The 20309-nt window shown below is 64.7% G+C and carries 19 protein-coding genes; 9 read left to right on the forward strand and 10 right to left on the reverse strand.

Annotated features, from left to right (window positions below):
- Positions 1 to 53: 53 nt before the first annotated feature.
- Both EI545_RS10115 and EI545_RS10120 read right to left on the reverse strand, forming a co-directional pair.
- Entirely contained in the window at positions 54 to 1310 is a 1257-nt protein-coding gene (locus tag EI545_RS10115; protein ID WP_125325359.1) for a DNA polymerase IV, read from the reverse strand.
- Between the two features lie 31 nt (positions 1311 to 1341).
- Entirely contained in the window at positions 1342 to 2031 is a 690-nt protein-coding gene (locus EI545_RS10120) for a helix-turn-helix transcriptional regulator (RefSeq protein WP_125325360.1), read from the reverse strand.
- Between the two features lie 69 nt (positions 2032 to 2100).
- Between EI545_RS10120 and EI545_RS10125 the strand changes: the two genes are divergently transcribed.
- Positions 2101 to 2709 carry a glutathione S-transferase family protein gene (locus EI545_RS10125; protein ID WP_125325361.1) on the forward strand — a complete coding sequence of 203 codons (609 nt, stop codon included), beginning with the start codon at positions 2101 to 2103 and terminating at the stop codon, positions 2707 to 2709.
- A 47-nt stretch (positions 2710 to 2756) separates the two neighbouring features.
- Here EI545_RS10125 and EI545_RS10130 read toward each other — a convergent pair whose 3' ends face one another.
- From EI545_RS10130 to EI545_RS10150, 5 genes are all read right to left on the reverse strand, one after another.
- Complete coding sequence (locus EI545_RS10130; RefSeq protein ID WP_125325362.1) at positions 2757 to 3641, reverse strand: DMT family transporter; 885 nt, start codon at positions 3639 to 3641, stop codon at positions 2757 to 2759.
- 31 nt (positions 3642 to 3672) lie between these two features.
- Entirely contained in the window at positions 3673 to 4035 is a 363-nt protein-coding gene (locus EI545_RS10135) for a VOC family protein (RefSeq protein WP_125325363.1), read from the reverse strand.
- 87 nt (positions 4036 to 4122) lie between these two features.
- Positions 4123 to 4410, reverse strand: coding sequence for an HU family DNA-binding protein (locus EI545_RS10140; protein WP_125325364.1), 288 nt, complete (start codon positions 4408 to 4410; stop codon positions 4123 to 4125).
- 153 nt (positions 4411 to 4563) lie between these two features.
- On the reverse strand, positions 4564 to 6045 hold the full coding sequence (locus tag EI545_RS10145) for an AMP nucleosidase (protein WP_125325365.1): 1482 nt from the start codon (positions 6043 to 6045) through the stop codon (positions 4564 to 4566).
- A gap of 79 nt (positions 6046 to 6124) precedes the next feature.
- Complete coding sequence (locus EI545_RS10150) at positions 6125 to 6760, reverse strand: class I SAM-dependent DNA methyltransferase (RefSeq protein ID WP_125325366.1); 636 nt, start codon at positions 6758 to 6760, stop codon at positions 6125 to 6127.
- 99 nt (positions 6761 to 6859) lie between these two features.
- Here EI545_RS10150 and EI545_RS10155 point away from each other — a divergent pair, with 99 nt between their 5' ends.
- Positions 6860 to 7699 carry an SDR family oxidoreductase gene (locus EI545_RS10155; RefSeq protein ID WP_125325367.1) on the forward strand — a complete coding sequence of 280 codons (840 nt, stop codon included), beginning with the start codon at positions 6860 to 6862 and terminating at the stop codon, positions 7697 to 7699.
- Between the two features lie 97 nt (positions 7700 to 7796).
- Here EI545_RS10155 and EI545_RS10160 read toward each other — a convergent pair whose 3' ends face one another.
- Positions 7797 to 9074, reverse strand: coding sequence for an ROK family transcriptional regulator (locus tag EI545_RS10160; protein WP_125325368.1), 1278 nt, complete (start codon positions 9072 to 9074; stop codon positions 7797 to 7799).
- A 214-nt stretch (positions 9075 to 9288) separates the two neighbouring features.
- On the opposite strand from EI545_RS10160, the gene EI545_RS10165 reads away from it, so the two are divergent.
- From EI545_RS10165 to xylA, 6 genes are all read left to right on the forward strand, one after another.
- Positions 9289 to 10311, forward strand: a complete 1023-nt coding sequence (locus EI545_RS10165) for a substrate-binding domain-containing protein (protein WP_125325369.1) — start codon at positions 9289 to 9291, stop codon at positions 10309 to 10311.
- A gap of 186 nt (positions 10312 to 10497) precedes the next feature.
- Positions 10498 to 11523 (forward strand): substrate-binding domain-containing protein, encoded by a 1026-nt coding sequence (locus tag EI545_RS10170; RefSeq protein WP_125325370.1) that lies wholly within the window; start codon positions 10498 to 10500, stop codon positions 11521 to 11523.
- 166 nt (positions 11524 to 11689) lie between these two features.
- Positions 11690 to 13072 carry a sugar ABC transporter permease gene (locus tag EI545_RS10175; protein WP_125325371.1) on the forward strand — a complete coding sequence of 461 codons (1383 nt, stop codon included), beginning with the start codon at positions 11690 to 11692 and terminating at the stop codon, positions 13070 to 13072.
- A gap of 13 nt (positions 13073 to 13085) precedes the next feature.
- Positions 13086 to 13844, forward strand: coding sequence for an ATP-binding cassette domain-containing protein (locus tag EI545_RS10180; protein WP_125325372.1), 759 nt, complete (start codon positions 13086 to 13088; stop codon positions 13842 to 13844).
- Position 13845: 1 nt separating this feature from the next.
- Positions 13846 to 15282, forward strand: a complete 1437-nt coding sequence (gene xylB, locus EI545_RS10185) for a xylulokinase (protein WP_125325373.1) — start codon at positions 13846 to 13848, stop codon at positions 15280 to 15282.
- On the forward strand, positions 15279 to 16580 hold the full coding sequence (gene xylA, locus EI545_RS10190) for a xylose isomerase (RefSeq protein ID WP_125325374.1): 1302 nt from the start codon (positions 15279 to 15281) through the stop codon (positions 16578 to 16580). Before xylB ends, xylA begins: the two co-directional genes overlap by 4 nt.
- A gap of 30 nt (positions 16581 to 16610) precedes the next feature.
- Here xylA and EI545_RS10195 read toward each other — a convergent pair whose 3' ends face one another.
- Positions 16611 to 17441 (reverse strand): YihY/virulence factor BrkB family protein, encoded by an 831-nt coding sequence (locus tag EI545_RS10195; RefSeq protein WP_125325375.1) that lies wholly within the window; start codon positions 17439 to 17441, stop codon positions 16611 to 16613.
- An 84-nt stretch (positions 17442 to 17525) separates the two neighbouring features.
- Here EI545_RS10195 and mgrA point away from each other — a divergent pair, with 84 nt between their 5' ends.
- Positions 17526 to 18551 carry an L-glyceraldehyde 3-phosphate reductase gene (gene mgrA / locus EI545_RS10200; RefSeq protein ID WP_125325376.1) on the forward strand — a complete coding sequence of 342 codons (1026 nt, stop codon included), beginning with the start codon at positions 17526 to 17528 and terminating at the stop codon, positions 18549 to 18551.
- A gap of 2 nt (positions 18552 to 18553) precedes the next feature.
- Here mgrA and EI545_RS10205 read toward each other — a convergent pair whose 3' ends face one another.
- Positions 18554 to 20173, reverse strand: coding sequence for an AfsR/SARP family transcriptional regulator (locus tag EI545_RS10205; RefSeq protein ID WP_125325377.1), 1620 nt, complete (start codon positions 20171 to 20173; stop codon positions 18554 to 18556).
- Between the last annotated feature and the right edge of the window lie 136 nt (positions 20174 to 20309).

The following is a 20309-nucleotide window of genomic DNA, read 5'->3' on the forward strand; positions in this document are numbered from 1 at the left end:
GACGGAAGCGCCCGGGCAGCGATGGCCGCAGGCTAGCGCGGGAAAAGTGGCCTTCAGCGCAGGGCGCGGCCCTTGATGATTGCGTCTGTCCCGAATTTCGCGCGAATCGCATCGGTTGCCCGTTCGGCTGCGGCGCGGCGGCGGGCTTCGGGGTCCAGCAGGTCCTCGGACAGGTCGGCTTGCGCTTCGGGTGCGAGGTCGGAAATGCCGACGCCGATCAGCCGGAAGGGCCCTTTCGTCCCGGCGTGGTCGTACAGGTCCTTCGCCGCCCGGTAGATGCGGTCGGTCAATTGGGTGGGGTCGGTCAGCGCGTGGCGGCGGCTGACCAGCTGGAAATCGCCGCGCTTCAGTTTCAGCGTCACTGTGCGCCCGGCCAGACCCTTGGCCTTGGCGCGGTCGGCCACCTGTTCGGACAGCCGCCAGATATGGCCGTCCAGCAGGTCGGGGTCCGACGTATCCTCGCCAAAGGTGGTTTCCTTCGAGATCGACTTCAGTTTCTCGTCCCGGGTGATGCGGCGGGTGTCCAGTCCGCGCGCCAGATGCCAAAGCCGGTCGCCCATGCTGCCGAATCGCGCGCCAAGGTCGGCGCGGTCCCAGCGCAAGAGATCGGCGATGATGCGGATGCCCGCCGCCTCAAGCGCCGTCTGGGTAGCCTGGCCGACACCCCAGATGATGCGGACGGGTTTCGGTTTCAGGAACGCCTCGGTTTCCGCTTTGCCGATCACCGAAAAGCCGCGGGGTTTGTCGAGGTCGGAGGCGATCTTTGCCAGAAACTTGTTGTGCGACAGACCGATTGAGCCGGTAAGGCCCAGCTCGTCCTCCATCCGCTTGGTCAGCCTTGCCAGCAGAACGGCGGGGGATGCCCCATGCAGGCGGGCAGTGCCGGTCAGGTCAAGGAACGCTTCGTCCAGGGACAGGGGTTCAATGGCGGGGGTCAGGTCCTTCATCATCGCACGGATCGCGCGGCTGGCTTCGGTGTAGGCGGCAAAGCGGGGCTTTACCACCACGGCCTGCGGGCACAGCTTCAGCGCCTGGAACATCGGCATCGCCGAGCGCACCCCGTGGATGCGGGCGATGTAGCAGCAGGTCGACACGACGCCGCGCGTGCCGCCCCCCACGATCACCGGCTGGTCGCGAATCGCCGGGTTGTCGCGCTTTTCCACGCTTGCGTAGAAGGCGTCGCAGTCCATGTGGGCGATGGACAGCTGGGTCAGTTCCGCATGCGCCACCATCCGCGGTGACCGGCAGACCGGGCAGCGCGGGGGCGTGCTTTCCGTCAGGGTCAGGCAATCGCGGCAGAGGCTGGGCATGGTGTCAGGTTAGCACGCGCGCAATCGCGCGTCAGCGCCGCGTCTCACGCAGTTGGCCGATGAAATCGCGGAGCAGCGGCACGCGGCGCGGGCGAAAGCTCTCGTCGGTCAGGCGCACGGCGTCCATCTGCGCCACCTTGAAGCGGCGAAAATCCTGACGCAGGCAGCAAAAGGCCAGGCATTGCACCTCACGGTCCAGAAAGACCACGCCAAGGGGCCAGATACGCCGGTCCGTCACCTGACCGGCGAGGTCGCGGTAGGTCAGATCCAGCGCGCATTCGTCCCAGGCGGCTTCGCGCAGCAATTGCATATGCGGCGGCAGGGGGGCGCGGCGTTCATAGCGGTACGTGCGGCTGACGGCGTGGATTGCCTGGCGCTGCACCCGGTCGGGCAGGGTGGCGATGATCTTGGCCTGCGCCTGTGCTGCGGCCTTGGCCAGCGCGGGATCACGGGCCATGCCAACCTCGGCCAGTCCAAGGACCAGCGCCTCAACTTCCAGCCGGGTGAACATCTGCGGTGGCAGGGCGGGGTCTTCGGTCAGGGTGTAGCCCACCCCCGCCTCGCCATCAATCAGGGCCCCGCCTGCGCGCAAGGCATTGATATCACGGTAAAGGGTGCGCTCGGACACGCCCGTCTCATCCGCCAGACGGGCGGCTGTCACCGGCTGCGGCAGCATCCGCAGGGCGCTTAGCAGGCGAAAAAGGCGGTCGGCGCGGGCCATGGCATCCTGACAGGTTCTGGCAGGAGTTTAGGCATAGACCAACCGCATCGCAACTGATTGGAGATACCGATGCTGACCCTGTACCATTCCCCGCAAAGCCGGTCGTCCACCATCCTTTCGCTGATCGAAGAGATGGGGATCGCCGACTGGATTACCCTGCAAGAGGTCACCATTCCGCGGATGGACGGTTCGGGCGGGCGGGACCCAGCCAATCCGCATCCTGAGGGCAAGGTGCCCGTTCTGGTGCAGGACGGCACGGTGATCACCGAACGGGCGGCCATCATCCTGACGCTGACCACGATGTTTCCGGATGCGGGCCTTGCGCCCGAGATCGGCTCGCCGGACTGGGGGGCCTTTGTCGCCTGGCTGACCTGGTATCAGGGCGTGGTCGAACCGGTGGTGATCTTTCAGGCCGCCGGGATCAGCCACCCGTGGCTGACCGCCACCTTCCGTGGCCCGGAGGAAATGGCCGCCCGCCTGCGCGCTGCGCTGGAAAGGGGGCCGTGGCTTCTGGGAGGTCGGTTCAGCGCGGCGGATATCCTGCTGCATTCCCCCTTCGCCTGGTTCCCCGAGGCGACGCCCGATGACCCCCTGATCCGCGACTGGGTTGACCGTTGCAAGGCCCGCCCCGCCAGACTGCGGGTTGTAGAGGCCGAGGCCGCGCGGCGGGTGGCGTGACGACCAGCGCCCCACCCCTCCCCGGACAAGGGGGAGGGAAGCTCCCGTCACGGCAGGGTTTCGCGCTGGGCTGGGCGGCGGGACAGTTGCACGCCAAGGATGCCCGCCATGGTGATGGCGACGCCAAGGGCATCCAAGGCGCCAACCGCCTCGCCCAGCAGGACGGCGGCGATGGCCACGCCGAAGAACGGGTTCAGAAAGTGGAACGTGGCCGCCCGCGTGGCACCGATCCGGCCGACCAGGGCGAACCACAACAGCGTGGCCGCAAGGCCGGGGATGAAGATCTGATAGACAAAAGCCGCTACCAGCGTCGGGGACCAGTTGACCGCAATCGTCTCGGTCGCCGCGGAGACGAGCCCGAGTGCCAGCGATCCGACAAGCATCTGCAAACCGACGACCATCAGAAGATTGCCGCCGGACGACGCGCCCCGCACCGTCAACGTGGCCACGGCCAGCGCCAAGGCACCAAGCAGGCACAGCACGATCCCCAAGGGATCGGCCCCCGCCGACAGCCGTGTGCCCATGATCACCCCGACGCCGGAAACCCCGGCGACCAGCCCCATGATCCCCAAGGGCGCGATCCGTTCGCGCCAGATCAGCCAGCCCAGCGCTGCAACCATCAGCGGCATCGAGGCGGCAATGATCACGGCCAGCGATGCCTCGACCCACTGCATCGCGACAAAGTTCAGGCCAAGGTAAAGCGCGTTCTGGCACAGGCCGAACAGGATCACCGCCCGGGCCTGCGCTGGTGCCAGCCGCCAGCTTTGGCCCAACGCGCGGGCGATCAGCACCGCCACAAGGCCCGAAATCAGGAACCGCACCGACAAGGACCCAAGGGGCGGGGCATTGGCAACGATCACCCGCGCCGTGGCGAAGGCCGAGGACCACATCGCCGCAAAGACAGTACCGATCAGGATCGCGCGCAGGTCCATCACGCCGTGGTGCCTTCCCAGACCGGCAAGGTCAAGTCGCTGGCGGTTGCCAAAGCTCGATCGGGGTGCCTTCGGGATCATGTATACGGGCAAACCAGCCATAGCTGCCATCGCCATCCCAGTCGGGCCGGGTCTCAACCGCGATGCCGGTAGCCTGCAGCTGGGCAATCATGCCGGGCAGGTCATCCACTCGCAGGTTCAGCATCCATTGCTTGTCGGCGGGGAAGTAATCGCTGTCGGCCGCAAAGGCGGAATAGACCGTGGGCCCGGCATCCTGCATCCAGACCGCGTGGTCTGGCTGGGTCAGCCCCAGATGGGTGCGATACCAGTCGTTCAACGCCGCAGGGTCCCGCGCCCTGAAAAAGATGCCGCCGATCCCGGTCACACGCGCCATGGCACGACCTCCAAAGCAAATGGGCCCCCAAAGCAAAAGGGCCGCCCGATAGGCGACCCTTCCACATTTCCAGGAATGCGGGAAGGCTTAGCCGTTCACCACATCCTTGAGCGCCTTGGCGATGGCGAATTTCACCTGCTTGTCGGCAGCCTTGGTCATCGTCTCACCCGTTGCGGGGTTGCGAACCTGACGCTCTGGCCGGGCCTTGCAGGCCACCTTGCCCAGGCCGGGAAGGGCCACGGACCCGCCATCGGCAACTTCACGCGCCACGACCGAGGCGATGGCGTCAAGCGCAGCACTGGCAGTCTTCTTGTCGCTGCCCATAGCTTCGGCAACAGCGGCCACCAGCTGGGTCTTGGTCATCGGTTTGGACATCTGATCATCCTCTGTGTTGTTCTTGGCAAGAATGCGGCCCTTATGGTTTGGGCGTCCCCTCGAAAGCGAGGCCACGGCCCAAACACACGGTTCCTGTCGCAAAATCAACCCCGGAACGCGCGGTCCGGCGCAATTGACGGCTTTTTCGCACCGTCACAGGAAGGCTGTCTCTTCAAAGCTGCGCAATTTGCGGCTGTGAAGACGGGCGATCGGTGTCGCGCGCAGCCGTTCCATCGCGCGGATGCCGATCTGAAGATGCCGGCTGACCTGCGTCTTGTAGAAGTCCGATGCCATGCCGGGCAGCTTCAATTCGCCATGCAGCGGCTTGTCCGACACACAAAGCAGCGTGCCGTAAGGCACCCGGAACCGGAACCCATTGGCGGCAATCGTGGCCGATTCCATATCCAGCGCCACGGCACGCGACTGCGACAGGCGGCGCACGGGGCCGGAGTGGTCGCGCAGTTCCCAGTTCCGGTTGTCGATGGTGGCAACCGTGCCAGTCCGCATGATGCGTTTCAGCTCATAGCCATCCAGCTGGGTAACATCGGCCACGGCCCGCTCCAACGCGATCTGGATCTCGGCCAGGGCCGGGATCGGCACCCAGACCGGCAGATCATCATCCAGCACATGGTCATCGCGCAAATAGGCATGGGCCAGCACGAAATCGCCCAAGGACTGCGAGTTTCGCAGGCCCGCACAATGCCCGACCATCAGCCAGGCATGCGGGCGCAGCACGGCGATATGGTCCGTTGCCGTCTTGGCGTTGGACGGCCCCACGCCGATGTTCACCAGCGTGATCCCCTGCCCGTCGGCACGCTTCAGGTGATAGGTCGGCATCTGCGGCAGCTTGGTGATCGGGTGGATCACACCGTCCGGCGTCGTGATCTCTTGGTTTCCGGTGGCCACAAAGGCGGTGTAGCCGCTGGCAGGGTCCGCCAAGGCCGCGCGGGCATAGGCCTCGAACTCATCCACGTAGAACTGGTAGTTGGTGAACAGGACATGGTTCTGGAAATGCGTCGGGTCCGTCGCAGTGTAATGCGACAGCCGGGCAAGCGAGTAGTCCACCCGTTGCGCAGTGAACGGGGCCAGCGGGGCCGACCCGTCGGCATAGCGCGTCATGATGCCATTCACGATGTCATCATTCGTCGTCGCCAGATCCGGCACGTCAAACACGTCGCGCAGCGAGAAGTTCATCACCCCTTCCTGCGGCACCGACAGGCCAGCGCTGCCAGCGACCGCGAAATGCACCGGCATCGGTGTGTCAGAGGGGCCAATGTCTACCGAAACGCCGTGGTTCTGCACCAGAAGCTCGATCTGCTGGATCAGGTAGTTGCGAAACAGGTCCGGCCTTGTCACCGTGGTGGCATAGGTGCCGGGGCTGGAGACATGGCCAAAGGACAGCCGCGAATCCACCTTGTCAAAGCTGGTCACCGTCAGGCGGATTTCCGGATAATAGCTGCGGATGCGGCGGCCCGGATTGCCCTTGGCGATGGTGCGTGAAAACTGCTCCACCAGAAACGCCGTCGCTTCGGAATAAAGCTCCTCAAGCAGATCAACGGCCAAAGCGGCGTCGGTAAAGCTTTGATGCGGCCGCGACGGCGGGCAAAGGGTGGCGGTCTGTGGGTCGTCCTGCATTTTGCGTCCTGAAGTTGATCCGGCATATAAGCCGAAACCCCTATCCCTTCGCAAGTGACGCCGTCATGACAAGGCAGGCTTAAGCCGCCGCGAACAGGGCCACCAGCGCCCGGTCGCCGGCATGGTCTGCGTCAAGGTCAGCCGCCGCTGCCCCGTACACCTCAACCTCCGGCAGACGCAGGTCGGCAATCCGCCCTTCATCCGCCAGTTGCGCCAGCACCCGCTCGAACCCGGCCGCGGTCCAGACTCTTCGATTGATCGACAGCGCCACCAACGCGCCGGGCTCTGCCACGTCCAGCAGGTGCGGCAAGGCCTCCGGCCCGACATGCCCAGCAGTGAAGGTGCCGGAACTCACGATACCGCCGTAGCGCCGTGGCAAGGTCAGGGGCCGGGTGATATCCGCACGAAAAAGCCCGGAATAGAGCCGCTTTTCCGCCGCCCGTCCCAGCATCTCGGCCGAGAAATCCACCGCATCGATGTCCCCCTGAAATCCCATCTCGCGCAGTCGTTCGGCCAGAAGGCCCGTGCCAGCCCCGACGTCCAGCACCGGCCCTTGCCCCCCTGCGCCCAGAAAGGCCGCCGCCACATGGGCAGGCAGACGGTACTGCATGCCCTCGGCAAAGCCCTGATCATAGGTGTCCGCCCAGTCCCGGTAATAGGCAAGGCACGCCTCCGGCCCGGTCAAACCCAATGCGCCCTTCAATCCCTGATCCATCCAAGCACCCCCAGACCGCAGCATGCGCCCGACCCATGCACCCTGCAATCCCCTCACAGGCCCTTGCACCCCGCCGCGCCGCCCCCGATAGTCGCGCCCATGTCAACACTGCTTTCCCTTGGCCACGGCTATTCCGCCCAAGCCCTCGCCCGCCGCCTGATCCCGCAGGGGTGGCAGGTGATCGGCACCACCCGCAGCGCCGCCAAGGCCGAAGCCATGCGCGCAGACGGGGTCCAACCGCTCCTCTTGCCGGGCGACCTTGGCCCCGCCTTGGCAAAGGCCACCCACATCCTCGCCTCCGCCGCGCCCGATGCGGGGGGCGATCCGTTCCTGCGCGACGTCCCCGATCTGGCACAGTCTGGGGCCACCTGGGTCGGCTACCTCTCCACCACCGGGGTCTATGGCGACCATCAGGGCGGATGGGTGGATGAGACCACCCCGCTGACCCCGGTATCAGACCGTGGCCGCCAGCGCGTGCTTGCCGAATCCCAATGGCTGGCAACCGGCCTGCCCGTCCACATCTTCCGCCTTGCCGGCATCTATGGCCCCGGACGCGGCCCGTTTGAAAAGGTGCGCGATGGCACTGCCCGGCGGATCCTCAAGCCCGGCCAGTTCTTCAGCCGCATCCATGTCGATGACATCGCGCAAGTGCTTGAGGCGTCGATCCACCGCCCCAACCCGGGTGCCGCCTACAACGTCTGCGACGACAACCCCGCCCCTCCGGAAGACGTGCTCAGCCACGCCGCCCGCCTTCTGGGCCTGCCCGACCCGCCCGCAATCCCCTTCGATCAGGCCGAGATGTCGCCGATGGCGCGCAGCTTCTACGGCGAATCCAAACGTACGCGGAACGACCGCATCAAGACCGAGCTTGGGGTCACCCTTCTATACCCCGATTACCCCGCAGGCCTTGCCGCACTCCTCCGCGATGAAGCAAGCTAACGCATTGAATTTAATTCAAATTGCGCTTTCTCTTCTCCAAATATCCCACGGGGGTCCGGGGGTGTGAAACCCCCGGCGGTCGGGCACAGGCGCAGCCCTATTCGGCTGCAACCCCCAGCACTTGCCCGTTCAGGATCGCCTCACTGACCGAAGACAGCGCCAGCGCCGCCGCGCCATGTGCCCAAAGCAGATCGCCCCAGGCGTGGATCTCGATCGGTGGGCGCGGGCGACCGGTATTGATGGTCAGGTTCTCCATCTCGGCCAGGGTCTCGGCGGCATAAAGATAGTCGTAGCGCATCCGCTCGCCCGACAGGATGATCAGCGCGGGGTCAAAGAGGTTGATGACATTGGACAATCCCACCGCCAGATAGCGCCCGGCGCGACGGAAGATCGACTTGGCCGTCGCATTCCCGGCCTTGGCGTGGTCGTACAGGCTTTCCAGCAGCACCCCGATGGATTGGCCTTCCTTGTGGCCCCAGTTCAGCGCCGTCGTCGCCTCACGCGCAAGGGCGTAGTCGGCGACATATGCCTCCAGGCACCCCCGCTGCCCGCAGCGGCAAAGGGCACCATCCAACTGCACCTTGGTATGGCCCAACTCCATCCCCAGACGCTGCGACCCGCGATAGATACGGTGGTTCATCACGAACCCCATGCCCACGCCATGCTCGATGGTCACCACCGCGAAATCCGACAGGCTGCGCCCGGCGCCGAACCACAGTTCCGCCAGCGCCACGAGGTTCGCGTCATTGTCGATGGTCACCGGCAGCCCCAGCCGTGACCCCGCTGCCGCCGCCAACGGCACGGCCCGCTCGGCCAGGACCGACGACCACAGCACCACCCCTTCGGCGCAATCGACAAAGCCCGGCACCCCGATGCCCACCGCCGACAGATCGGCGCGCATCAGCCCCGCCTTGGCGCAGACCCGGTCCAGAAGATGCTCGATCGCGTCAAGAATCTCGGCCACCGCCATCGGTCCCGGACGCCGGGGGATCACATCATCGGCAATCAGGTTGCCAGCGAAGTCCACGATCACGGCGGTATGTTCGCGGTCCGACAGCTTCATCCCGGCCACCCGGTGCGCATCCGCCCGGACGCCCAGCGCCACAGCAGGGCGGCCGCGACCCGCATCGCCTTCGCGCGGGGCGGCGACTTCTTCGATCAGCCCGGTCTCGATCAGCTCCGAAGTGATGGTGGTCACGCTGGCAGGGCTTACCCCCAGATCCTTGGCCACCTGCACCCGGGGGATCAGGCCCGCCGCACGCACCAGTTCAAACACCTGCTGGCGCAGGGGGCGCTGGGATTTGGCCAGCGGCGGGATCAGCGGGCCCACGCCCTTGCGCCCCTCACTTGCTTCCGGCCGGATCGCCCGCGGCATTTATTCAGTCTCCGAAGTAATGTTGTGGCCATTTGGCCAGATTCACCGTCATGGCTGGGTGTAAACACCCCAAATCCGACGGATACACACTCTGCCCAAGTTTTGATCACCTTTTTTATTTTGACAACTGAAATTGTGACCGCCACGCTTTTGCTGGATTTCAGCTTTATGGCCGGGCGGTCACATTCTGACCGAAACAGGGAGGAGAAGATTGATGCGCAAGCTCATTCTCGCAGCGGTTGTAGCGGTTACCAGTTTTTCGACGGCAGCGTTTGCCGAAGGCAGGAAGATCGGGGTGTCCTGGTCAAACTTTCAGGAACCGCGCTGGAAGTTCGACGCTGCCGCCATGCGGTCATCCATCCAGCGCGACGGCAATGAATACATCACCGCCAATGCCGAGGCGTCTGCCGAAAAGCAACTGGACGACATTCGCACGATGATCGAACAGGGCGTTGACGCGCTGGTCATCCTGCCCGTCGACCGCGAAGCGATCCTTCCAGCCATCGACCTTGCGGCCGAAGCGGGCATCCCGGTCATCAGCTATGACCGCCTGATCGAAGATGACCGCGTGTTCTACATCACCTTCGACAACGTGGGTGTCGGGCGGATCATCGCGGCGATCATCCGGCAGGTCCAGCCAGAGGGGAATTATGTGATCCTTAAGGGCGATCCGGCCGATGCAAACGTCGGATTCCTGCGGCAGGGCATGGAAGAAGTGATCGGCGCCGCCGTTGCAGGCGGGACGATCAAGATCGTCGGAGAGGCGAATGCCGATGGCTGGAGCCCGGACAGCGCCTATGCGGCCATGGAAAAGATCCTTGCGGACAACAATGACCAGGTCGACGCCGTGCTTGCCCAGAATGACGGGATCGCCGGCGCCGTGATCGAGGCGCTGGCGGCGCGCGGGCTTAGCATTCCAGTCGGCGGCCAGGATGGCGACCCGGCAGCGCTGAACCGGGTGGCGCGGGGCACGCAGGTCGTGTCGGTTTGGAAGAACAACCTCGAACTTGGCAAGGCCACCGGCAAGATCGCCGGACTTCTGGCCGATGGCGTTTCGATGGAACGGATTCCCGAGGCGATCCGCTTTACCGGCGGCGAGAAAGGCCTGACCTTCAACGCCATTCTGCTGAACCCGACACCCATCACCAAGGAGAACCTGAACCTTGTGATCGAGGCGGATATCATCACCCAGAAAGCGGCCTGCGCCGGTGCCGTGCCGGGTGTCGCCGGCTGCTAGGCAGGCGGTCAGGTCGACGAGATACCCCCTCTGCAGGGGGCCGGAACAGGGGCGGCGATCCAGTACGGGTCGCCGCCCCGCGCTTTTTTATTTTGACAACTGAAATTATTCGCGGCATTTTTCCGCCCGTTCCGGCGAATCTGCCGGGCCGGCCCCTCGCAGGCCGATGTCCATAGGGAGGATACTATGCGTAACGCAATTCTCGTCGCCGTGATGGCGGTGACTGGCTTTTCGTCGGCTGCGCTTGCTGAAGGCAAGAAGATCGGCGTCAGCTGGGCTTCGTTCCAGGAAGAGCGCTGGAAGATCGACGAAGCCGCGATGGTCGCCGCCATCGAGGCTGCCGGAAACACCTATGTGAACGCTGACGCTCAGTCGTCGTCCACCAAGCAGCTGGCCGACATCGAAGCGCTGATCACCCAGGGTGTTGACGCCCTGATCATCAACGCCTGGGACAAGGACGCCATCGGCCCGGCCATCGAACTGGCCGCCGCTCAGGGCATCCCGGTCGTCGGCTATGACCGCCTGATCGAAGATGACCGCACCTTCTACCTGACCTTCGACAACGTCGGCGTCGGCCGGATCATCGCCGAAACCATCTTTGCCCAGGTCCCGACCGGCAACTACGCCATCATCAAGGGCGACCCGGGTGACCCGAACGCCGGCTTCCTGCTGCAGGGCATGATGTCCGTCATTCAGGGTGCCGTGGATTCGGGCGACATCAAGATTGTCGGCGAAGCGTTCTCGGACGGCTGGAAGCCGGAAAGCGCCCAGACCAACATGGAACAGATCCTGACCGCCAACAACAACGAGGTTGACGCGGTCCTGTCCCAGAACGACGGCATGGCCGGCGGTGTGGTTGCAGCACTTGGCGCACAAGGTCTGGTGATCCCGGTCGGTGGCCAGGACGGTGACCTTGCAGCCATCAACCGTGTGGCCCGCGGCACCCAGACCGTTTCGGTCTGGAAAGACGCGCGTCAGCTTGGCAAGGCCGCTGGCGAAATCGCCTCGGCTCTGGCTGACGGTGCATCGCTGGACAGCATCGAAGGTGCGACCAAGTTCTCGGGCGGTGAGAAGGGCGTTGAAATGAACGCCATCCTGCTGGCTCCGACGCCGCTGACCAAGGACAACCTGAACGTCGCCATCGACGCAGGTCACATCACCAAAGAGCAAGCCTGCGAAGGCGCCATGGCCGGCGTCGTCGGCTGCGAGTGATCGTCTGACAACGGGTGCCGGGCTTGTCCCGGCACCCACCTTTTCAAATCCTGACGGCTTTGCGCCGTTCCCAAGACGCGACACGGATCTTCTGGCAGCCAGTCATCTGGCCTTGTGCCACGGTTCGGGGTCACGGCGTCTTTCCCTCTGACCGCCGGACGAGGACATGACCGACACATCCCTGAAAATCTCCCATGACGCGCAGCCGGGCCCTGTGACCCGCTTTCTGCGCGCAACTGAAATCGACACCCGCCTTCTGGGCATGTTCGGTGCGCTGCTGCTGATCTGGATCGGGTTCCATCTCTACCCCGGCCTGCGCGATTTCGTTCAGACCCTGCTGGGGGCGGTCTTCGGCGGCGAAGGCAGCGTAGGCGAGGCCTTCGCCCTGCTGAACCCGGTGGTGGTGTGGGAAAAGGGGTCGTTCCTGACCCCGCAGAACCTGTGGTTCCTTAGCGTGCAAAGCGCGTCGATCGGCATCATGGCCACGGGGATGGTGCTGGTCATCATCACGCGCAACATCGACCTGTCGGTCGGGGCCATTCTGGGTGTGACCGGCATGATGATGGGCCTTTTCCAGGTCGAATGGCTGCCGCAATACCTTGGCCTTGGCCACCCGATGATCTGGGTGCTGACCGTGATCCTTGGCATCTTCGTCGGCGGGTCGATCGGGGCCTTCCAAGGCTCGCTCATTGCCTATCGCGGGATCCCGTCCTTCATCGTCACGCTGGGCGGTCTGCTGATCTGGCGCGGCTTTGCCTTCCTGTCGGCCAACGGCCGCACGATCTCGCCCGTTGACAGCACCTTCCAGTTGCTGGGCGGCGGGCCCTATGGCGCTGTGGGTGAAACCGGCAGCTACATCGTTGGTGCGATTGCCATCGTGGCGATCCTTTACCTGATCTACTCGGGCCGCCAATCGCGTAAACGCCACGACTTCCCCCTGCGCCCCATGTGGGCCGAAGTGACGATGGCGATCCTTGGCTGCGGCCTTGTGATTGGCGCAGTGCTGGTCGTGAACGCCTACCCATGGCCCAAAGGCATCCTGAAGCAGCAGAACCTGCCCGAGGATACCTTCGTCAGCCACGGCTTCGCAATCCCCGTCCTGATCATGGTGGCCGTCGCCATCGCGATGACCATCCTGATGAACCGCACCCGCTTTGGCCGCTATGTCTTTGCCATCGGCGGCAACCCCGAAGCGGCGGCCCTGTCCGGCATCAACGTCAAATGGATGACGCTTAAGATCTTCGCCCTGATGGGTGCGCTGGCCGGCCTTTCCGCCGTCATCGCCTCGGCCCGCCTGAACTCTGCCACCAACGCACTGGGCCTCTTGGACGAGCTTTACGTCATCGCCGCCGCCGTCATCGGGGGCACCTCGCTGGCCGGGGGCGTCGGCACGATTTACGGCGCGATCCTTGGCGCCTTCGTGATGCAATCGCTGAAATCCGGGATGGTGCTGATCGGGTTCGACACCGCCGTGCAGCAGATCGTGGTGGGCACCGTTCTGGTGGTGGCCGTCTATCTTGACAACGTTTACCGCCGCCGCGCGAAATAAGGGAGGGGCTGAGATGACCAAAACGGGAACTCCGCTGGTCGAGATGCGCGACATCTCGATCTCCTTCGGCGGGATCAAGGCCGTCGATCACGTCACCGTCGATCTTTACCCGGGTGAGGTTGTGGGCCTGCTGGGCCATAACGGCGCGGGCAAGTCGACGCTGATCAAGTGCCTGTCCGGCGCCTACAAGGCCGATGCCGGGCAGATCCTGATCAACGGGCAGGAGGTTGAGATCAACAACCCCCGCGACGCCCGCACGCAAAACATCGAGACGATCTACCAGACCCTTGCGCTGGCCGATAACCTTGACGCCGCCTCGAACCTGTTCCTGGGGCGCGAGTTGGTGAACGGCATGGGCTTCGTCGACGAATCCGCGATGGAAGCTGAAACCCGCAAGATCATGGGCCGTCTCAACCCCAACTTCCGCAAGTTCAACGTGCCAGTGTCGGCCCTGTCCGGCGGTCAGCGCCAGTCGGTCGCCATCGCCCGCGCGGTCTACTTCAACGCCAAGATCCTGATCATGGACGAACCCACCGCCGCGCTTGGCCCGCATGAAACGCAGATGGTGTCGGAACTGATCCAGGAGCTGAAGGCGCAAGGTCTTGGCATCTTCCTGATCGAACATGACATCCACAACGTGATGAAGCTGTGCGACCGGGCAAGCGTGATGAAGAACGGCCAGTTGGTCGGCACCGTGAACGTCAACGAAGTGACCGATGAAGACATCCTTGGCATGATCATCCTGGGCAAGAAGCCGGCACTGGCGGCCTGAGATGTATATCGGCCTTGATCTGGGCACCTCCGGCCTGAAGGGCATTCTCATCGGCGAGGATCAGACCGTTCTCGCCGAGGCGACCGCCCCCCTTACCGTCCAACGCCCGGCTGAGGGTTGGAGCGAGCAATCCCCCTCCGACTGGATCTCCGCGGCCGAGGCGGTGCTGGACCAGCTTGCCGCCAAGGGCCTTGGGCAGGTCCGTGGCATCGGACTTTCTGGCCACATGCACGGCGCTACCCTGCTGGACGCCGGGGACGAAGTGTTGCGCCCCTGCATCCTGTGGAACGACACCCGCAGCCACGAGGAAGCAGCCGAGCTTGACGGCGACCCGATGTTCCGCCGCCTGACCGGCAACATCGTCTTCCCCGGCTTCACCGCGCCGAAACTGATGTGGGTCCGCACGCACGAGCCCCGGATCTGGGACCGTGTGGCGAAAATCCTGCTGCCGAAGGATTACCTGCGCCTCTGGCTGACCGGCGATCATGTCGGTGAGATGTCGGATGCCGCTGGCACAAGCTGGCTGGATACCGGCAAGCGTGACTGGTCCGATGATCTTCTGGCCGCCACTGGCCTGACCCGCAGCCACATGCCCCGGCTTGTCGAAGGCTCTGCCATCTCCGGCCAGCTGCGCGATGCGTTGGCCGCCCGCTGGGGCCTGCCGAAAGGCGTGGTCATCGCCGGGGGTGGCGGTGACAACGCGGCCTCGGGCGTGGGTGTCGGCGTCGTGCGGGCGGGGGAGGCGTTTGTCTCGCTTGGCACGTCCGGCGTGCTTTTCGCGGCGAATGACGGCTACCAGCCCGACCCCGCCACTGCCGTCCACACCTTCTGCCACGCGCTGCCAAACACTTGGCACCAGATGGGCGTGATCCTGGCCGCGACCGACGCGCTCAATTGGTACGCCAAGCTGACCGGCACCGATGCCGCCAAGCTGACGGGCGAGCTTGGGGCGCTTCAGGCCCCCGGCAAGACCGTGTTCCTGCCCTACCTCGGCGGTGAGCGTACCCCCCTGAACTCCGCCACCGTCCGTGGCGCTTTCACCGGGCTCGAACATGCCACCGACCGCGCCGCAGGCACCCGCGCTGTGCTGGAAGGCGTGACCTATGCCATCCGCGACAGCCGCGACGCCCTTGCCGCCACCGGCACCCAGCTGGAGCATCTGCTGGCCGTCGGCGGCGGCTCACGCTCGGACTACTGGCTACGCCTCATCGCCACGGCACTCGACTGCCCCGTCCAACTCCCCGTCGCGGGGGACTTCGGCGGTGCTTTCGGGGCGGCCCGCCTTGGCCTGATGGCCGCCACCGGCGCGGGGGCCGAGATTGCCACCCTGCCAAAGATCGCCCGGGTCATCGACCCCGACCCCACCCTGAAAGACGCATTCGATGCAGGCCACGCCCGCTTCCGCGCCGCCCAATCTGCCATCAAGGATCTGAAATGACCGATTTTTTCAAAGGCATCCCCGCCGTCAAATACGAAGGCCCTTCGTCCAAGAACGAATTCGCCTTCCGCCATTACAACCCGGATGAGGTGATCCTTGGCAAGCGGATGGAAGACCATCTGCGCTTCGCCGTCGCCTATTGGCACAGCTTCGCCTGGCCGGGTGGTGACCCCTTCGGCGGTCAGACCTTTGACCGTCCTTGGTTCGGCGACACCATGGCACTGGCGAAGATGAAGGCCGATGTGGCCTTCGAGATGTTCGATATCCTCGGCCAGCCCTTCTACTGCTTCCACGACGCCGACATGCGCCCCGAGGGCGCGAATTTCGCCGAAAGCCTGAAGAACCTGAACGAGATTGCCGATTACCTTGGCGAAAAGCAGACCAAGCACAAAACCAAGCTCCTCTGGGGCACCGCCAACCTCTTCTCCCACCGCCGCTGGATGTCGGGTGCCGCCACCAACCCCGACCCGGACGTCTACGCCTACGCCGCCGCCACCGTGAAGGCGAACATGGACGTGACGCACCGCCTTGGCGGGCAGAACTACGTCCTCTGGGGCGGGCGTGAGGGGTATGAGACGCTCCTGAACACCGACCTCAAGGCCGAACGCGCCCATGCCGGGCGGTTCCTCCAGCAGGTGGTGGAGTACAAGCACAAGATCGGCTTCAACGGCGCGATCCTGATCGAACCGAAGCCGCAGGAGCCGTCAAAGCACCAGTACGACTACGACGTCGCCACGGTCTACGGCTTCCTGGTGGAGTTCGGGCTGGAAAAGGAAGTTCAGGTCAACATCGAACAGGGCCACGCCATCCTTGCTGGCCACAGCTTCGAGCATGAGATCGGGCTCGCGGCGGCTTTGGGCATCTTCGGCTCCATCGACATGAACCGGAACGACTATCAGTCCGGCTGGGACACCGACCAGTTCCCGAACAACCACGCCGAAAAGGCCGTGGCCTTCTATGAGATCCTGAAAGCAGGCGGCTTCACCACCGGCGGCGTGAACTTTGACGCCAAGATCCGCCGCCAGTCGCTGGACCCGGAGGACCTGATCCTTGCCCATGTCGGCGGCATGGACACCTGCGCCCGCGCGCTGAAATCGGCCGCTGCCCTGATGGAAAGCGGTGAGATGGAGGCGGCTGTGAAGGCCCGCTACGCAGGCTGGTCTGACCCCAAGGCGCAAGCGATGCTGAAGGGCAGCCTTGAAGACGCAGCGGCCCGCGTGATCGCCGAAAAGATCGAACCGCAGCCGAAATCCGGCCGGCAAGAGCGGCTGGAAAACCTGTGGAATCGCTACGTCTGACAGGTTGGGCGCCCGGAAAACGGGCGCCCCTCACCATTCCTCGGCGTCAAGCTCGGCGTTGATCGCGCCGCCCAGCAGCACGGCCCAGACGCTCAGGTACAGCCACACCATCAGGATGATGACCGCCCCGATCGACCCGTAGATCGCGTTGTAATTGTTGAAGTTCGCCAGATAGGTCGAGAAGGCGAACGACACGATCGCCCAAGCAATTGCCGCCACCAGCACCCCCACGGTGATCCAGGTCGACCGCCGCCGCCGCCCGACGTTCGGGCCAAAGCGGTACAGGATCGACAGGCAGGTCAGTACCAGCAGGAACATCGCCACCCAAGGCAGCACCTGCAACAGCCAGGCACCAAAGGTCCCCAGCTTGATGTAGCTTAGCAGGATCGGCACCACGACCACCGTCAACAGCGCCACGAACAGCGCACCGATCAGCGCCACGGTCAGCAGCAGATCGACCGCCACGCCCCGGATCCAGCCCCGAGGCTGCGCCCGGTGCACCACGTCCAGCCCCTGCACCAGTGCCGACACCCCCGCCCGCGCGGAATAAAGCGCAATGGCAACCGACAGCGCCGTCGTCCAGCCCAGCGTCGCCTTTGGTGCAGTGACCAGCCCAATCACCTGGTCATGGATCAGGGTGCGGGCGTCCGGCGGCAGGAACCGCTCGGCTATGGCCAGATAGCCGGTGATCACATTCGGGTCCGCCACCAAGCCCCACAGGGCCACCGCCGCCCCAAGGCCGGGAAACACCGCGAACATCGCGTAAAACGCCACGCCGGCAGCAATCAACCCAAAGTGGCCGTTGCCCACCCGCGTCGAGACCGCCACCAGGAACTTCCAAAACCGTCCGATCCAGATCATCCCGTCAGCATCCCCCGGATCGCCCCCTTGCGCAACTTGAAGCCGTCCCCCGCGCGTGAAATGGTGCGCCAACTGGAGGACCCGATGACCTATACCCCCCGCGAAGACCGGTATGACCGGATGATCTACCGCCGCTGCGGCCGCTCCGGCCTGCAACTACCGGCGATCAGCCTTGGCCTGTGGCACAACTTCGGCCACGACACGCCGCATGCCACCAAGCAGGCGATCTGCCGCACTGCCTTTGACCATGGCATCACCCACTTCGACCTTGCCAATAACTACGGCCCCCCCGCCGGCAGCGCCGAGGAGGCGTTTGGGGAACTCCTCCGCACCGATTTCCGTTCCCACCGGGATGAGCTGATCATTTCCTCCAAGGCCGGCTACCACATGTGGAATGGCCCCTACGGGGAATGGGGCAGCCGAAAGTACATGATCGCCTCCTGCGACCAGTCGTTGAAGCGGATGGGCCTTGATTACGTCGACATCTTCTATTCCCACCGCTTCGACCCCGACACGCCGCTGGAAGAAACCATGGGCGCTTTGGATCATATCGTGCGGTCAGGCCGGGCGCAGTATGTCGGCATCTCCAGCTACAACAGCCAGCGCACGCGCGAGGCTGTGGCGATCCTGAAAGACCTTGGCACACCGCTGCTGATCCACCAGCCCAGCTACAACATCCTGAACCGATGGGTGGAAACCGATGGGCTGAAGGACACGCTGGCCGACCTTGGCGTCGGCTCCATCGCCTTCATTCCCTTGGCGCAGGGCCTGCTGACGAACAAGTACCTGAACGGCATCCCTGCAGGCAGCCGCGCGACACAAGGCAAATCGCTGGATCCTGCCGTGGTGGAAAAGGCGGTTGTTTCAGTCCGCAAGCTGAACGACATGGCGACTGCGCGGGGGCAGACCTTGGCGCAGATGGCGCTGGCTTGGGTCTTGCGGGGCGGTGGCGTCACCAGCGCGCTGATCGGGGCGTCAAAGCCGGAACAGGTGGAAGACTGCGCCGCCGCGATCCGCAACCTTGACTTCTCGGCAGAAGAACTGGCCGGGATCGACGCGATTTCCGAAGAAAAGGCCATCAACCTCTGGGCCAAATCCTCATCTGACTAGGGTCAGAGCCCGTCTACATCGCCGCCGAAGCGTTCCAACAGACCGCTTCGGCGCAAGGTGACGGCAGGGTAATCCGGTTCAGACAGGATGCGATCGACCGTAAAGTCCGGTTCGGCCCGCAGCAGGGCCTTGTAGACGCGGCTGGCCTTGTCCCGCTCGCCCGCCCAAAGATACAGGAACAGCAAGTGCCGCATCGCCGCCCGGAACCCCGGCGCGCGGTAATGCGCGGCTTCGTAATGCGCAATCGCGGCGGTGTAGTTTTCGCTACGCATCGCCACCAGACCCGACAGCGCCTCCCACCAATGGACATGGGCCGTGCGGGCGGCAATCTCAGCCCCGCGCCGCGCCGCCTCAAGCGAGGCGATCTGGTCCCCCATCCGACCCAGCGCTGCCGCCTGCGCCAGATGCGCATGGGCGTTATAGGGCGACAGCGCCAGCGCATCCCGCGCCAGCACCGCGCCCGCATCGGGGTTTTCGTCGATCATCACCCGCGCCAGCCCGACAAGGGACAGAACCAGCGGGTTGGCCTTCGACAGTTCCAGCGCCTTGCGTGAATAATCGTCGATCTCTTGGGTCAGGCGGGGATAATCCGGCTCGGTCCGCTCGACATACATGATCTGCCGGACCAGCACCCGCCAGGCATAGATCCGGGCAGAGCTGGCAATTTCGCCCGCCTCGGCCAGCAGCCGATCAGCCTTGCGCAGTCGCCCGCCGTCATAGCTGAACATCTCGGTCAGGGCATTGGCGATCAGCGCATTGGCCCGCCGCGGTCCATCCTGACATTCCGGCAACTGCGGGAAATGCGCCAGCGCCGCATCCGCCGCCTGATAGACAAGGGGCGGCAGGTCGCCCGCCCCGATGAAATCCGCCTCGGCCAAGGGGATCGCCGCGCGCTGGTTCCAGATGATCTGCCCATTGGCGATCGAGGACAGGCTGACCAGCACATGCACCCGGTCCTGAATCTCGGCCCCTTCGACATGCAGCGCCATGCCTTCGCGCGGCAGGTCCGGGGGAATGGGGGTCCCGCCAGACCCGTAGACGTCGATATGCGCGAACTCGGCCAAGAGCCGCCCGATGGCATCGGCCAAGGCCCGCCCGGCAAAGGCACCAAGCCCCGGTGGCAACCCGCCCATCCGGATGACGAAGGGCAGCCGCGCCGTCTGCGAGACGGACATCCGCGCCTGATCCGGTCGACGGATACCAAGCTGGCTTTCCACCCGCGCCCGTTCATCGCGCAGCCAATCCTCGAAGGCCTGATCGATGATGTCGATGCCTTCCAGAAACTCGCGCCCGGACTGCAGCGCGTTGATCGAGGCTGCGCTGTCCCGCTCCAGATCGGTGACGACACCGGTCAGCCGCACCGTGTCGCGGTCGGTCTCCAGCCGGTCAGCCTCACCGTTCAGGGCCTTCCTGATCTCCATCAGGGCCTGGCGCAAGCTGCCGCTGGCCTGTTCCGCGCCCCGGTCAGACCATAGCCGCGCTTCCAGCCAGCGGCGGGCCCGCCTGCGGTCCGGCGTCTGGCACAGCATGGCCAGAATGGCCCGCGCCTTCGCCCCCCGCGGCGTGCAGTCCCGCCCGCTGTCGTCGCGCACTTCAAAGACGCCCACAAGGCGTATGAACATTCTGATCCCCGAACCACTTGACGCAAGGCTAAGCGGTCACACAAGCAGGTGCAATCTTCGTGAATTCTGCGTCAATTCAACATCGGGCAGTATGTGCCGTCTTTGCCGACATTCAATTCCGGTGCACCGTAGCGCC

The sequence above is a fragment of the Tabrizicola piscis genome (assembly GCF_003940805.1).
Classification (GTDB): domain Bacteria; phylum Pseudomonadota; class Alphaproteobacteria; order Rhodobacterales; family Rhodobacteraceae; genus Tabrizicola; species Tabrizicola piscis.